Origin of the sequence: Veillonella dispar, assembly GCF_937975875.1 — a bacterium.
Taxonomy (GTDB): Bacteria; Bacillota; Negativicutes; order Veillonellales; family Veillonellaceae; genus Veillonella; species Veillonella dispar_B.
The window spans coordinates 1-15,621 of the sequence record NZ_CALJSP010000189.1 but is presented as its reverse complement, the minus strand read 5'-3'; the positions used below and the strand labels follow the sequence as shown (position 1 = coordinate 15,621).

Genomic DNA, 15,621 nt, shown 5'->3' with positions numbered 1-15,621 from the left:
CTCCCTGGTTTTTCATCTTGCGGTATTTCACGATAGCCTCGAAGATAATTTTACGTGATTACTCTAGATTATTTCATTATTTTAAATCGCTTTGTTTCTTGACATAGAGTCTATTTTTTGTTAAACTAATCAAGTATCAAGCACGGCTTGATGAACATAGGGGTATAGCTCAATTGGTAGAGTAGCGGTCTCCAAAACCGTTGGTTGTGGGTTCAAGTCCTACTGCCCCTGCCAAAATTTGGATTGCGGTCTTCGGACCGCATGTCCATAAAATTACTCAAAAAATATTAAAAAAATGCTTGCATAGATTTAAGCGTTGTGTTAATATAAGTGAGTACCAAGTACATGACTCAGTAGCTCAGCTGGATAGAGCGTTTGACTACGAATCAAAAGGCCAGGGGTTCGAATCCCTTCTGGGTCACCAAATTAAAGCATCACAGTAATGTGGTGCTTTTTTATTTTATTAATTCATGTTTGGGATTGTAGTACTAACACGCTTTGTCATATAACGCCGTTTTGTTCTGTAACCTTCATATTAACTGCATAATAAAAAGGACTCTACATTCTTATGAGTAGAGTCCTTTGTTGTATGTAGATTTTTATACAGAAACTATTATAAACTAGAAATTCGTCTATCGTTGGCTTATTTAAGTTGACCAGCGGCAACAGCAAGGTCACGCCAATAGATGGCTTGCATATAACCATAAGTATCTGGTTTTAAAGTAATCAATTTAGCTTTAGGTCGTTTTTCCTCACGTAATACTCTACCTGTACGGGCATCGATAATATTACGTTGTTCTTGGACCCATTGAATTGTATCGGCATCTTGATCAAAGTAATAATGGTTTATGTACTCTGTCATATAATATTGAGCTCCTTGATGGCTATAGGTGCGACCGATAATTTCAAATTTATGACCTTCACCGGCGATAACTTTAACGCGTTGTTCTGCGTAATAGTTTTGACCATTCATACGATATAAGTAGGCATAACCTCTTGCATTCTCTAAGTCAGCAATATTGACTGCTTGAGAGGGTAGGATGCCTAAGATTGTGAAAGCTGCTGCAATTAATAAACTACGCTTCATTTATTCTCCTTATTACTTTGCATGGGGCTGATCAGACTCAGCTACTACATGGACAACTAATTCTTGATCGGAAGGAATCTGAGCCATAACTACAGGCATTGGCTCATTCATAGCTGCTGCAATACCTTTAATCTGGCGCATTGCAACAGGCACTACAGTACCATCTTCTTGTACGTTTTTTTCTAATGCTTCAATCTCAGCAACTGTTAAGCTTGCTTTGTTCGCGAAGTCTTCGATAGATACACTATTTGCTTCGCGATATTCTTTAATGAAATCTCCGATATACATAGATTCCTCCTATTTTTAGATACCTTTATATTGTAATTAAAAATATCATATATGGCAATAGATGAATAAAAGATGAATAAATTAAATTACAAAAATAAATTGACTTAATACGATAGTGGTGTTAATATTAACTCATAGAAAACATTATATTTGGGAATAGGTGCTGAAAAGCATAATAGAGAAGCTGGTTAAATGCCAGCACGGTCCCGCCACTGTATGGTCGAGCGAGTCTAAATTAAGTCACTGGGAAACTGGGAAGGCTAGATGAGCGATGACGCCGAGTCAGGAGAACTGCCTATTCAACATTCACCATTTGACCTACGAGAGATAGGGAGGAGAAGTTAGTAGCTCCTTTTTACGTACCCGTAAAAAGGATTTTTTAGTTCTATATAATCTTCATTATTTATGAGTTAGATTGTATTCGAAAGCCCTAAATGTCGATGGCATGGTTATGGTGAATAATACCTTCTTGGTATTACCAGCATGACATGTGTTATGACTGTTAATATATTTTATGGTAAATGTAGGGCATGCATTTATTCATCATCATCCTAAAAAAGAGGCTGACCCAGGATTCTAGTAGTTCGGATTCTGGGTCAGTCTCTTTTTCATTTTACAATTTATATAATAACCAATATGTAAGGTTAAAATAAGAAAAATAGAAAAAATAGAATTAGTTATATAGTAGATATTTAATTAGTTATATAGTAGATATTTTAGAGGCAACATGAAATTTTAGTTAAATCTAAAAAAATGATTGACGATGAATTATATACATGATATTATTATTTCAGTTGAGACGCGGGAGTGGCGGAATTGGCAGACGCACCAGACTTAGGATCTGGCGCCTTACGGCGTGGGGGTTCAAGTCCCTTCTCCCGCACCAACTTTATTGCACCTTTTGAGGTGCTATTTTTTTTGCCCAAAAATGTTATAATAAATGGGTTAGAACTATTAATTTAAGTAATCATAGTAATACTATATGGTGCAGTATGGATAATACATTAACACAGCTGCTTTCACAGAACCCATCCTTTGTGGATGGGCTAAACGCATTTCAGCGGAAAGGAAAGTCAGTCATATATGGTCTTAGTGGATCTCAAAAGAGTTTCCTCTTAAACCAAGCTTTTTCTACGGGCCTTACAAAGCCCGTAGTTATCGTAGTCCATGATAAGGACCATAAAGAGATGTGGGAACGAGATTTAGCCTTTTTCTGGCCTAATATCCCAGTCCTATCATTTCCTATAACAGATCATGTGGACTTTACAACGATTGCTCGTAGCCTTGAGGACCAAGGGGCTCAAATGCGTGCCTTAGCATTGCTTGCATGGCAGGAACCGGCCGTAGTCATAGCGAATGCTGAAGAGGTTACACAGTATGTGGTATCTCCACAATATTTAAAAGGACAGTCGTTACATTTCTCTTTGAATGATACGATTGAACGCGATACAGCTCTTGAACAGCTCGTTACAATTGGATATGAACGTGTAGACCAGGTGGAACAACGTGGTCATTTTGCCGTGCGCGGGGATATTTTAGACATATATCCTGTTAATAGTGAACATCCCATACGGATTGAGTTCTTTGGCGATGAAATTGATACGTTGCGGTTCTTCTCTGTGGAGAACCAACGTTCCATTGAACAAATTAATTCTTATACAGTGACACCTTTCTTTCTTGGTAAAAGTGATGCAGATTGCACCTTATTGTCCTATGTGAACGAAGGCACTCTTATTTACGATGAGCCTGGTCGTATTCAGGAAGCATTAAAGAAATTCCTTAAGGAAGATCCAACACATCGTAAAAATCATTGTGACTGGAGTGAATTGCAACGTACTGTAGAAGCGACGAATCAAGTAGCTTTCACATTTATGCAACAACGTTCTATTGGCTTAGCTGGATTTACCCCAATTGGTATTCAAGGCAAGACGATGACGAGCTTTGAGCGTCAAATTCCTTTATTAACCGATGAGATTAAGCAATGGCATCGCTTAAATCATCAAGTTGTATTGGTATTAAATAATCAACAACGAAGAGAAGGGATTGAACGTGCCCTTGAAGGGGAAAACATTGATTTTGTTCATAGTGCGGAATGGATTGCAAAGCCTAATACGGTAGTTATCTTACAAGGTTTATTGACCGATGGCTTTGAATTACCAAATAGCCATTTAGTAGTTGTCGTAGAAGGTAATATTTACGGACAACAAAAACGCAAACTTCGGAACAAGCCTAAAAAGGGTCAAGAAATTAATTATTTCACCGATTTAACGCCTGGTGACTATGTTGTACATAGTATGCACGGTATTGGTAAATATATTGGCCTTAAAACGATAGAAACAGAAGGTATTCATCGGGATTATATTGAAATTGACTATGCGGGATCAGATAAATTATTCTTACCTGCCAACAACTTAGATCAATTACAAAAGTATATTGGTAATGAAGGTGATGTGCCACGCATCAATAAAATGGGTGGCCGTGACTGGGCTAAGGTTGTTACAAAGGCAAAGAAATCTATTGATGATTTAGCAGATAAGTTAGTTGACCTCTATGCACAGCGTGAAATAACGCAAGGCTTTGCATTCTTGCCTGACCAACCATGGCAGCAGGAATTTGAAGATGCATTCCCTTATGAAGAAACGGAAGACCAATTACAAGCTACAGCAGAAATTAAGGAGTCCATGGAAAAACCAGTTCCTATGGACCGTTTGCTAGCAGGTGACGTAGGCTTTGGTAAAACAGAGGTGGCCATGCGTGCCATCTTTAAGGCTGTTATGAGTGGCAAACAAGTAGCGGTACTTGTTCCAACTACTGTTTTGGCACAGCAACATTTCCAAACCTTCTTGAACCGTTTTGCTCCATTTGGTGTCAAGGTAGATGTACTCAATCGTTTCCGCAGTACAGCAGAGAAAAAACAAGTTCTAAAAGGCGTTGAGGATGGCTCCATTGATGTTCTTATCGGTACACATTCCTTGCTCAATAAAAAGGTTGTCTTTAAAGATTTAGGTATGCTCGTTGTAGACGAGGAGCAACGTTTCGGGGTAGCTCAAAAGGAAAAATGGAAAGAGTGGGCCAATAATATTGATGTACTCACTTTAAGTGCGACCCCAATTCCTCGAACATTACACATGTCTCTCGTTGGTGTTCGTGAAATGTCCGTTATCAATACGCCACCAGAAGAACGGTTGCCTGTTCAAACCTATGTAGTGGAATATGATATGAACCTCGTGGCCGATGCGATCAAGCGCGAATTGGCGCGTGGTGGTCAGGTTTACTTTGTATATAACCGCGTAGCATCCATTAATCATATGGGTGAGTTATTAGAAGAGGCCTTGCCTGGTTTACGATACGCTATTGCTCATGGTCAAATGACAGGCCGTCAAATTGAGGAAATCATGACTGATTTCTATGAAGGCCATTATGATGTATTATTGTCTACTAGTATCATCGAAACTGGTCTAGATATACCAAATGCGAATACCATCATCATTTATGATGCGGATCGCTTAGGCTTATCTCAGCTATATCAAATGCGTGGCCGTGTAGGGCGTTCTCGTAGACGTGCCTATGCATACTTTATGTATCGACCTGATAAAATGCTTTCAGAGGCTGCAGAAAAGCGCTTAAAAGCTATTGAAGAATTCACAGAGCTCGGTGCTGGGTTTAAATTGGCTATGCGCGATTTAGAAATTCGCGGTGCTGGTAACCTCTTAGGTTCACAGCAACATGGCAATATCGCATCCGTCGGTTTTGGTATGTACGTAAGTATGTTAGAAGAGGCTATTGCGAAGGCTCAAAATAAAGAGGTGGAACGGGAAGTATCCATTGACCCAGCAATCGACTTAGAAGTAGATGCTTTTATCGACGATGTATATATCAAGGATAGCGCTCGCAAGATTTCTGTATATCAACGATTATTACATATTAAATCAAAAGAACAGCTTGATGATATGACAGACGAACTCATCGACCGATTCGGTACGCCAACAGATCCTGTGGACCGACTATTGCGCATTGCCCAAATTAAAGAGCAAGCACGTTTACTTGGCATTAAAAGTATCGTTCGTAGAGATCAACAGCTTACTATCCATTGGCATGATGATTCTAAGATGGCCGACTGGGATATGGGGGCTGTACGAGAAGATCTCTGGAAGAAGATGAAATTTACAGACACCAAGCCAGCCACATTATATGTGAGCCTTAATGGTATGAAAGGTTCTATTTTGACCATTACGGAAGCGGTGATGAAGGCTTTGAGCCAAAAATCATCGTCTAAGGAGGGCCTATGAATCGATTTTTAAAGGGGGCTATGATTTTAACCTTAGCTGGGATTATCGTTAAGGTTATCGGTGCTTTCAGTAAAGTCCTTATTGCACGCGTTCTCGGTGGTGAAGGGATTGGCCTATATATGATGGCCTATCCGATTTATCAAATTATCGTTAGTATTTCCGCTGCAGGCATTCCTGTTGCTATATCTATTATGATTGCGGAAAAGCTAGCTAATGATGATATGCGGGGCGTACAACAGGTATTTTCCGTATCGTTAAAGGTGTTAACACTATTAGGCCTTGTATTTAGTGTAGCTTTATACGGCAGTGCACAGTGGCTCATAGATACCCATATTATTACAGATCCTCGTGCACTCTTAGCGATTCAGCTATTGTCGCCAGCTATCTTCATCGTTACAATTTTGAGCTGTTTTAGAGGTTACTTCCAAGGCTTCCAATACATGGTGCCTACGGGAACTAGCCAAGTCTTTGAACAAATCTTCCGCGTATCCTCTATGGTGGGCTTAGCTTATTATTTCATTGATAGAGGGCTACACTTGGCGGCAGGTGGTGCAACGTTTGCTACATTCCCCGGTGTATTAGCTGGATTGCTCGTATTGATTTACTTTTACTATCGTCAGCGTCGTGTACGGGCGCAAATGTTGGCGCAGCAGAATCCAAATGCTATCGGTGAAAGCAATAGCTCTGTAGTCAAACGACTATTTAGCTTGGCTATACCAGTATCAATGGCCAATATTATGTTGCCTATGGTATCTCTTATCGATACATTTATCGTCCCAAAGAGATTGATGGATATCGGGTATTACCTCAATGAAGCGACAACACAATTTGGCTATCTCACAGGGATGGCTACATCGTTAATTGGGTTACCTATCATTTTGACTACATCCTTGGCTGCTAGCCTTGTACCAGCCGTATCTGAGGCCCATGCTCAAGGCGATGTGCACCGGATTGTACAGCGCGCCGGTACAGCCATTAAAATTGCCAATATGTTTACCATACCAGCTTGCATTGGGCTCTGCGTATTAGCGACACCTATATCTAAATTGATATATGCAACGCCTCATGCTGGCCCTGTTATTGCTGTTATTAGCTTGAGTATTATATTCTTAGGGTGGCAACAGATTACAGCAGGTATTTTGCAGGGCTTAGGTAGAACGGTTATTCCAATGGTAGCCATTTTTATTGGTCTGTTGGCTAAGACATTCTTGGACTATCAATTGACAGGTACTATTGAACTTGGCATTAATGGTGCTGCATGGGCAACGAATTTAAACTTTGCCATTGCTGCACTTATAAACTATATATTTGTTAAAAAATATGTAGGCTCCGTACTGAATAAATTAGAACTATTAAAAATTGTGGTATCTGCCATGGCTATGGGCGGTGCCACACAGGTGGTATATGTGACGACCGTAGAACTGTTCGGTAACGGTGGTGCCGTAGCAGCGGCTATTATTGTGGCTGTATTTGTGTATGGTTTATCCCTATGGTTAACAAAGGCCGTTGTGAAAGCTGATATGTATCATTTCCCTGTTATAGGTAAGCGCTTACAAGCTCGCCGAGATAAGGAGGAGGCTAAGCTATATGAAGAACAATACTGATAAGCCAGTATCGGTACAACCATTAGTAGATGTGGTAAAAGCTTTGCGTGCTCCGAATGGTTGCCCTTGGGATCAAAAGCAAACTCATGAGTCGTTGCGTCGATATTTCATCGAAGAAACCTATGAAGTAGTAGATGCTATCGATAATAAAGATATGCCAAATCTTCGTGAAGAACTTGGTGATGTATTATTACAAGTTGTCTTTCACAGTCAATTAGCTGAGGAAGCAGGTCAATTTACATTAGAAGATGTAATTCACGATGTGACAGAAAAGATGATTTGTCGTCATCCCCATGTTTTTGACCCTGAAAATAATGAAAAATCATACAGTTGGGATGAATTAAAGGCGCAAGAAAAGAAAAATATACAAAAATCTGTATTGGATGGTGTATCCAAAGGTTTACCTGCATTAGTAGCGGCTTACAAACTACAAGAAAAGGCTGCAAAGCTAGGTTTTGACTGGGATGAGCTCGATCCAGTTTGGGCGAAAGTTTCCGAAGAAATGGGTGAATTTAAGGAAGCTATTGCCCAAGAAGATAGAGAAAATATGGAAAAAGAAGCGGGAGATGTGCTTTTTTCCTTGATTAATCTATTAAGATGGTATAAAATAAGCGGTGAAAATGCACTAAATCGCACAAACACAAAGTTCCGACAGCGTTTTTTACATGTAGAAGCTTGTGTTAACCAAAGCGATCGCTCATGGGAAGACTTTTCATTAGCTGAGCTGGATGCTTTTTGGGAGGAGGCTAAAGTGCAGGAAAAGTAGCCTAGAGGTTTGCATGCTTCTTAGGTATAGTATTTTTAAGGAGGTTCTGTCATGAACAAAACAGAATTAATCGCAAGTGTTGCACAAAAAACTGAATTAACTAAAAAAGACGCTGAAAAAGCGGTAAAAGCTGTATTTGACACAGTTGCTGAAGAATTAGCTGCTGGCGGTAAAGTACAAGTTATCGGCTTCGGTACATTCGAAGTTCGTGAACGCGCAGCTCGTGAAGGCCGTAACCCACAAAACGGTAAAACTATCACTATCGCAGCTTCCAAATCCCCTGCATTCAAAGCTGGTAAAGGTTTGAAAGAACAAGTTAACGCTGCAAAAGCTAAAAAACGCAAAAAATAATCCCTAATGGATTGGAAAGAGACCTTTCGAGGTCTCTTTTTTTCGTCTATTTATGGTATAATGCACAGAGAAAGGGTGTACTATGAATAACGAAAGATCACGGAAGGTTCTCATCGTGTCCGCTTCTATTGGGACAGGACATATGCAGGCCGCCAGAGCCATAGAAGAATATTGGAAAGAGAAAGAACCACAAGCATCGATAACTCATGTGGACTTTCTTGATACAGAAACCATGTCTGTAGAGCATTTGATCAAGGGTACGTATATCAAGATGATTGACGTATTTCCGATGCTATATGATATGATTTACCGCGTATCAAAAGGGGAAAAACGAGGTACGATTATGCAAACTGCATTATCATACCTATTGAAAAGCCGCATGCTCAAATTGGTACAACAAGAAGAGCCAGATGTGATGGTCTTTACCCATCCATTTCCATGTGGTGCAGCGTCTATCTTAAAACGCCAAGGACATATCGATGTACCATTAGTAGCTATTATGACGGACTTTAGTAGTCATCAATTTTGGCTATACCCACAAATTGATACATACTATGTAGCTACTGAATCGATGGTAGATGAAATGGTAGCGGCTGGTATCGATGAATCACGTATCCATGTATCCGGTATTCCTGTGCGTCGCTCCTTCTTCCGTGATGCTATTGAAGAATATAGCTTAGAGAAACCGGTAAAAGTGCTCGTTATGGGTGGGGGCCTAGGGTTAGGTTCTCTAGAAACGGCATTAAAACATTTAGATGAAGTAAACGGTATTGATGAAATTACTGTCGTAGCCGGTCAAAATACATCTCTTTATGAATCCTTAGTTACCCTTAGTGAATCTATGCGAACTAAGACCATTGTATACGGATATACTACGAATATTTCGGAACTTATGAAGTCGTCTTCTTTGCTGGTAACAAAGCCTGGTGCGTTAACATGTATGGAAGCGGTTACTATTGGTTTGCCTATGGTATTCTTTAACGCTATCCCAGGGCAAGAAGAGGCCAATGCAGAGCTGTTAGAACAACGAGGTTGTGCTCGTTGGGCTCGTGATATTCATAACTTGGAAGACGTTGTGACCGCGCTTCTTATTAACTCTCCAAGACTTCAACAAATGTCTGAGCGCGCTCGTGAATGGCATGTGGATGGTGCGGCTAATATCGTAAATAGTCTTATAGCCATATTAGATGCTGAGACGCCGGTAGAATTAGTGAAAGCAGAGCAATCTATTAGTTAATAGTTTTATAAAATTATAAAAGCGATGACCTGTCTAAGGTCATCGCTTTTGTTTTATTGGTATTGTTCAATATGTTCTTGTCGAATTTTTTGAAGTGTTTCCAAGAATGCATCTGTGCTTTCAGCACTATCTAACAAGTCTTTTAGTTGGTAAGAGTCATCGAGGGTCACACTCCATTGGAAGGAGTCATTGTCGTCGTATACATTGAATACGATTGGCGTTTCTAAATCCTCTGGCAAATGACCGTCATCATCGGACACAGTTGCATAGGTGCCATCTTCCAAGAGCTCTGTAAATAATGTATCATACCCATCGATATCGATAAGTTCAAAATTGATAGTTTCATAAAAGTCTAAAACGATATCTGCTGCCATGTGGACCTCCTCATGAATATATATGTTACGTTTATTCTACTGAGGGGGCCTGTTACTGTCAATGGTAATGTGTAGTATAATAAATATCAGAATGACACAATAGGAGCATACGATGAACGTTATTAGTTTACAAAACATAGAAAAATCATATGGCACACGACTGCTGTTTAAGGAGGTAAATATTACTTTTACCACCGAAAAACGGCTAGGTCTTGTGGGCATTAATGGGACAGGTAAGTCTACCTTCTTAAAAATTTTGGCAGGACAAATGGAGCCAGATAAGGGGACCATTGAGCGAAATGGTAAGGCTAGTATACATTATCTAGCACAAACACCTGAGTTTGATCCGGATTCAACATTACTAGAAGCTGTTCTTGATGGTGATCATCCTCGTTTACGAATGGTACAATCCTTTGAGCGCATTAGTCGTGAATATCGCGAAATGCAAGAGGCTGGTGGCGAGGATGCTAAAGTATCACGGAACTATATGAATTCCTTGGAGCAGATGGACCAACAAGATGGTTGGCAAGTGGAGCAAGAGGCTCGTATTATTTTATCTAAATTAGGTTTTCCTGATGTGGATCAAAAGGTGGCTATGTTATCTGGTGGTCAAAAGCGTCGCCTTGCATTAGGGCAGGCATTATTATATCCTTGTGATCTATTATTGCTAGACGAACCGACAAACCATTTAGATGAAGATAGTATCGATTGGCTAGAGTCTTATTTAAGTGCTCGCCAAGGAGGACTATTAATTAGTACCCATGATAGATATTTCCTCGATTCCGTATGTAATGGGATTTTAGAATTATCGAATCGACGTATGTACCAATACGATGGCAACTACGAAGAGTTTATTGCCTTAAAGGCTGATCGAGAGGCTCGTGAGGCGGCTACAGAAGAGAAGCGTCGTCAGTTCTTAAAACGAGAAATCGAATGGGTACGCCGTGGTGCGTTGGCGAGAACGACAAAACAAAAGGCTCGTTTAGACCGCTATGAAAAACTTAAGAATATGGAGAAGACCCGACGCCCGGATCAAATGGATCCTATTGCTTTAAAAACGCGTTTAGGGAAAACCATCTTTGATATTGAACATTTGGCATTCTACTTTGGTGAGCGCCCTATGATTAAGGATTTTACCTATCATGTAGTGCGTCATGATCGTATCGGTATCGTTGGTCCTAATGGGGTTGGCAAGTCCACCTTTATGAATATTCTTGATGGAACCTATGAACCTACAAGCGGTACGATTGGTAAAGGCGAGACAGTTCGCATTGCACACTTCAAACAAGAACTGCCAGAGTTTGATGAAGATATGCGTGTTCTCGATTATATTCGGGAAGACCATTCGTATATGGTGTTGGGCGATGGCTCTACATTGAGTGCTGGTCAGATTCTTGAACGATTCCTATTTACACCTGAGCTACATGGTGTGCCAATCCGTAAACTTTCAGGTGGCGAACGACGTCGGTTGTATCTACTAAAATTGCTTATGAGCGCTCCTAATGTTTTGTTGCTAGACGAACCGACCAATGATCTTGATATTCCTACATTAGAGGTACTAGAGGACTTCCTTGACTCCTTTAGTGGTGTCATTATCACCGTATGCCACGATCGTTATTTCCTAGACCGCGTTGTGGACAAACTCTTTGTGTTCAGTGGTGATGGCCATATTGAGATTGTTCATGGCTCCTATTCTGACTACAAGGATTCTTTAGATGAAAGTAGCGGTGGAAAGCGCCCATTTTATATGGCTAATACAGGTACATCTGTTACTTCTAAAGATGAAAAATTGGAAGGGGCTGCAACTAGTACTAGCAGTGATACTTCATCGTTAGGAAACTCAGCAGATGGGAATGATAGTAGCCTCACAACTTCTGAAGGAGATACTTTCAAAGAAGTACCAAAGAAGGGGCTAAATAAAGCGGAAGAAGCGGAGTATGCTAACATCATGGAGGAATTACCTAAATTAGAGCATTTAGTAAAGGGCCTCGATGTCATGATTAGTCAAGTTGCTACTGATTATGAGAAGATGCAATCCTTGATGGCTGAGCGAGAAGAGACTCAATCCCAAATAGATGCGCTCACAGAACGGTGGATGGAATTGGAAGAACGCCTATAATTCCTTATAGCATGCGATTTTTTAATATCTGTTATGCAAAGGAATTACATGTAAATTTATTGATAAAAGTCACAAATTATAGTATAATTTCATCGATTAACGATAACAACGTTACCTAAGTAGGAGGAACTCATGAGTAAGTACCAATTTTTAGACCGTCGTGTACCGATTGAAGACGGTAACATTGCATTAGTACAAGATTTATCTAAATGTAAAAACTGCTCCTTATGTCGTAAAGCTTGTGCTGTAGACATGGGCGTATTTGATTATTATGATTTAACAACAAATGGGGACCATCCAATTTGTATTCATTGCGGTCAATGTGCATCTATTTGTCCATTCGATTCCATCAATGAACGCTCTGAAATTGATGAAGTAAAAGCGGCTATTGCTGACCCTAATAAAATCGTTGTATTCCAAACTGCACCTGCTGTACGTGTTGGCTTAGGTGAAGAATTTGGTCTTGATGCGGGTACATTTGTAGAAGGTAAAATGGTTGCAGCCCTTCGTAAATTGGGTGGTGACTATATTCTTGATACAAACTTTGGTGCGGACATGACTATCATGGAGGAAGCATCTGAGTTGTTGGAACGCGTTATCAATAGTGATTCCGTATTGCCTCAATTCACATCTTGTTGCCCTGCTTGGGTAAAGTTTGCTGAAACATTCTATCCAGAATTCTTGCCAAACTTGTCTACTGCTAAGAGTCCAATCGCTATGCAAGCGCCTACACAAAAAACATATTTTGCTGAAAAAATGGGCCTTGATGCAAAACAAATCGTTGCTGTTGCAGTAACACCTTGTACAGCTAAGAAATTCGAAATTCGTCGCGATGAAATGAACTCCTCTGCTGAATATTGGGATGTACCAGAAATGCGCGATACAGACTACTGTATTACTACACGTGAACTTGCAAAATGGTTACGTGCAGAAGAAATCAACTTTGATGAATTAGAAGATTCTGCATTTGATCCATTGATGGGTGAAGCATCTGGTGGTGGTATCATCTTCGGTAACACTGGTGGCGTTATGGAAGCGGCTATGCGTGCGGCTTACAAATTAGCAACTGGTGAAGATGCACCTCAAACATTGATCCCATTCGAAGCAATTCGTGGTATGGACGGTGCTCGTGAAGCAGACGTAGTCATTGGCGATAAAACATTACATGTGGCGGCTGTTCATGGTACAGGCAACTTGCGTAAATTCATCGAACGCATGCGTGCAGAAAACATCCATTATGACTTCATCGAAGTAATGGCTTGCCGTGGTGGCTGTATCGGTGGCGGTGGTCAACCACGCGTTAAATTACCGATGGCTGACAAAGCTCGTGAAGCTCGTATTGCTTCCTTGTATACTCGTGATGCAGAAGTAACAGTAAAAGCTTCTTGTGATAATCCAGATATCCAAAAATTATATGCTGAGTTCTTCGATGGCAAACCTATGAGCCATAAAGCACATCATATGTTACATACAACATTTGTGAACCGCTCTGAAGATTTGGGCCCTAATGGTGCTTGCACACCAGCTACATGCCCAACATCTGTGCCTAACTTGAAAAAGGCCGCAGAAGCAGCTAAAGCAGCAGCGGAAGCTAATAACTAATAGTAAAAAATAGTTAATAGTAAGAATTAACCGTAACCGTAATAGTAACAGTTAACTATAGTTAGTTGGTACATACTATAAAAGCATATATATGGCTTAAGATAAAAGGCAGATAGTTGATATTTCAATCAGCTATCTGCTTTTTTGTTTAAAATATTTAGGCGACCATCTGTATGATATCTAAATATTGTTGAGACTTTCATGGTGATGAATAGTATATATGCCATATACGCATAGGGGTTGGAATATAGAGATTGGTAAATTGTTTAGGAATTATGGTTAGTGTGCTATAATTAAATTATATTTATAGAAGCAATCAATACTGTTTCAGGAGGATCTTCATGGCTTTTAAATTAAAAGGAAAAGAAGAAAAATTTTTCAGTATTTTAGAAAATCATGCTGCTCTTACATATGAAAGTGCAGAGATGATGGAGCGTGTGTTTAAAGGCGAAATCTCTAAAGAAGAAGCTTTTCTTGAAATTGATACAAAGGAAAAAGCTGCCGATGAATTAGTAACCGAAACTGTAGAACGTTTGCGTAAAACATTCATTACCCCAATGGATCGCGAAGATATTCAGCTTCTAATCGACCAATTGGATACTACATTGGATAATATTAAAGAAATCATGGATAAAATGGTTATGTACCACGTTGGTAATCCAAGTGATGGTGCTATCCGTATGAGTGAAATCGTTGTAAAATGCGTTAAACATATTAACAAATCTATTGGTTATATGGGAAGCCTTAAAAAGGACCATGTAAAGGTAGAAGGCCGTGTACACCAAGTATTGAAACTTGAGTCTGAAGCGGATAATATTTACCACGAAGAAATGGCTAAGCTCTTCACTGAGTGTACAGATCCTATTGAAATTATCAAATGGAAGGAAATCCTTAGCGCCATGGAGGATGTAATCGATGGATGCGAAGATTTGGTTGGTACATTCCGCCGGGTAGTATTGAAATATGCTTGAGTCTCATTATTTAGTATGGCTAGTAGTATTTTTAGCATTAGCCTTCGACTATATCAATGGCTTCCACGATACGGCGAACGCCATTGCTACATCTGTTTCGACCCGTGCTATTGAGCCTAAAAAGGCTATTATGATGACGGCAGTACTCAATTTCTTGGGAGCCATGGTTAGTACAGGGGTTGCAAAGACAATCGGTGGCGATATCGTAATGTCTGCATCTCTTATCAATAGTGGAATCATTTCGGCTGCTCTCATCGGTGCCATTACATGGAACTTGCTTACATGGTATTGGGGGATTCCGAGCTCCTCATCTCATGCGCTTATCGGTGGTATCATCGGTGCTGTAGGCTGGTCCGTAGGCTTTGATGCCTTAAATGAAGCAGGGATCTTAAAGATTTTCTTATCCCTTATTTTATCTCCAGTTGTAGCCATGATTGGTGGCTATATTGTGATGAAAGTATTGTTGCTTATCTTTGGTAGATTCTCTCCAATTACGTTGAATGATAGATTTAGATCTATGCAAGTTGTATCTGCCATCATGATGGCCTTCTCACATGGCTCTAATGATGCGCAAAAGGCGATGGGGATTATTACGTTAACTTTGCTTAGTGGTGGCTTCATTGATACATTGGATGTACCATTATGGGTTAAACTTTGTTGTGCTACGGCTATGGCTATGGGTACAGCAGTGGGTGGTTGGAAAATCATCTCCACCATGGGGACTAAGATTTTCAAACTAGAAACAATTAATGGTTTTGCTGCTGACTTAAACTCTGCTATCACTATTTTTACAGCTACATTCTTACATTTACCTGTAAGTACGACACACGTTGTAAGTGGTTCCTTGCTTGGCGTAGGTTCCTCTAAACGTCTTAAAGGAAGCGGCAGTCCCGAAGTGCGCGCAGCGATAACAACAACCACCGCAGGGGCGGC

The 15,621-nt window shown here is 40.2% G+C and carries 12 protein-coding genes, 3 tRNA genes and 1 riboswitch; of the genes, 12 read left to right on the top strand and 3 right to left on the bottom strand.

Annotated features, from left to right (window positions below; translation table 11 throughout):
* Positions 1-158: 158 nt before the first annotated feature.
* Positions 159-234 (top strand) — tRNA-Trp (locus Q7P05_RS09455).
* A 113-nt stretch (positions 235-347) separates the two neighbouring features.
* A tRNA-Arg gene (locus Q7P05_RS09450) sits at positions 348-424 on the top strand.
* A 219-nt stretch (positions 425-643) separates the two neighbouring features.
* Here the strand turns inward: Q7P05_RS09450 and Q7P05_RS09445 are convergent.
* Together Q7P05_RS09445 and Q7P05_RS09440 are read right to left on the bottom strand one after the other, a co-directional pair.
* A complete protein-coding gene (locus tag Q7P05_RS09445; protein ID WP_303931842.1) occupies positions 644-1,087 on the bottom strand; it encodes a hypothetical protein in 444 nt (147 codons plus the stop codon).
* Between the two features lie 12 nt (positions 1,088-1,099).
* Positions 1,100-1,375, bottom strand: coding sequence for an XRE family transcriptional regulator (locus tag Q7P05_RS09440; protein WP_303931841.1), 276 nt, complete (start codon positions 1,373-1,375; stop codon positions 1,100-1,102).
* A 141-nt stretch (positions 1,376-1,516) separates the two neighbouring features.
* A riboswitch (cobalamin riboswitch) is annotated at positions 1,517-1,689 on the top strand.
* Between the two features lie 487 nt (positions 1,690-2,176).
* Here Q7P05_RS09440 and Q7P05_RS09435 point away from each other — a divergent pair.
* The 6 genes from Q7P05_RS09435 to Q7P05_RS09410 all read left to right on the top strand — a co-directional run bounded on the left by Q7P05_RS09435 (position 2,177) and on the right by Q7P05_RS09410 (position 9,622).
* Positions 2,177-2,261 (top strand) — tRNA-Leu (locus Q7P05_RS09435).
* Positions 2,262-2,367: 106 nt separating this feature from the next.
* Complete coding sequence (mfd, locus tag Q7P05_RS09430; RefSeq protein ID WP_303931839.1) at positions 2,368-5,664, top strand: transcription-repair coupling factor; 3,297 nt, start codon at positions 2,368-2,370, stop codon at positions 5,662-5,664.
* Entirely contained in the window at positions 5,661-7,268 is a 1,608-nt protein-coding gene (locus Q7P05_RS09425) for a polysaccharide biosynthesis protein (RefSeq protein WP_303931837.1), read from the top strand. The genes mfd and Q7P05_RS09425 overlap by 4 nt, the downstream gene beginning before the upstream one ends.
* Positions 7,252-8,034, top strand: coding sequence for a nucleoside triphosphate pyrophosphohydrolase (mazG, locus tag Q7P05_RS09420; protein ID WP_303931835.1), 783 nt, complete (start codon positions 7,252-7,254; stop codon positions 8,032-8,034). Before Q7P05_RS09425 ends, mazG begins: the two co-directional genes overlap by 17 nt.
* A gap of 51 nt (positions 8,035-8,085) precedes the next feature.
* Entirely contained in the window at positions 8,086-8,385 is a 300-nt protein-coding gene (locus Q7P05_RS09415; RefSeq protein WP_005385694.1) for an HU family DNA-binding protein, read from the top strand.
* Positions 8,386-8,467: 82 nt separating this feature from the next.
* On the top strand, positions 8,468-9,622 hold the full coding sequence (locus Q7P05_RS09410; protein WP_303931833.1) for a glycosyltransferase: 1,155 nt from the start codon (positions 8,468-8,470) through the stop codon (positions 9,620-9,622).
* A gap of 53 nt (positions 9,623-9,675) precedes the next feature.
* Here Q7P05_RS09410 and Q7P05_RS09405 read toward each other — a convergent pair whose 3' ends face one another.
* Entirely contained in the window at positions 9,676-9,996 is a 321-nt protein-coding gene (locus Q7P05_RS09405; protein ID WP_295204268.1) for a hypothetical protein, read from the bottom strand.
* A gap of 112 nt (positions 9,997-10,108) precedes the next feature.
* Here Q7P05_RS09405 and Q7P05_RS09400 point away from each other — a divergent pair, with 112 nt between their 5' ends.
* The 4 genes from Q7P05_RS09400 to Q7P05_RS09385 all read left to right on the top strand — a co-directional run.
* Positions 10,109-12,115: an ABC-F family ATP-binding cassette domain-containing protein gene (locus Q7P05_RS09400; protein ID WP_303931830.1), complete on the top strand. Its 2,007-nt coding sequence runs from the start codon at positions 10,109-10,111 to the stop codon at positions 12,113-12,115.
* 132 nt (positions 12,116-12,247) lie between these two features.
* Positions 12,248-13,717 (top strand): [FeFe] hydrogenase, group A, encoded by a 1,470-nt coding sequence (locus Q7P05_RS09395; protein WP_303931828.1) that lies wholly within the window; start codon positions 12,248-12,250, stop codon positions 13,715-13,717.
* A 341-nt stretch (positions 13,718-14,058) separates the two neighbouring features.
* Positions 14,059-14,688, top strand: a complete 630-nt coding sequence (locus tag Q7P05_RS09390; protein WP_105089528.1) for a DUF47 domain-containing protein — start codon at positions 14,059-14,061, stop codon at positions 14,686-14,688.
* The coding region (locus Q7P05_RS09385; protein WP_303931825.1) for an inorganic phosphate transporter at positions 14,681-15,621 on the top strand (941 nt) is incomplete at its 3' end. The genes Q7P05_RS09390 and Q7P05_RS09385, both read left to right, overlap by 8 nt.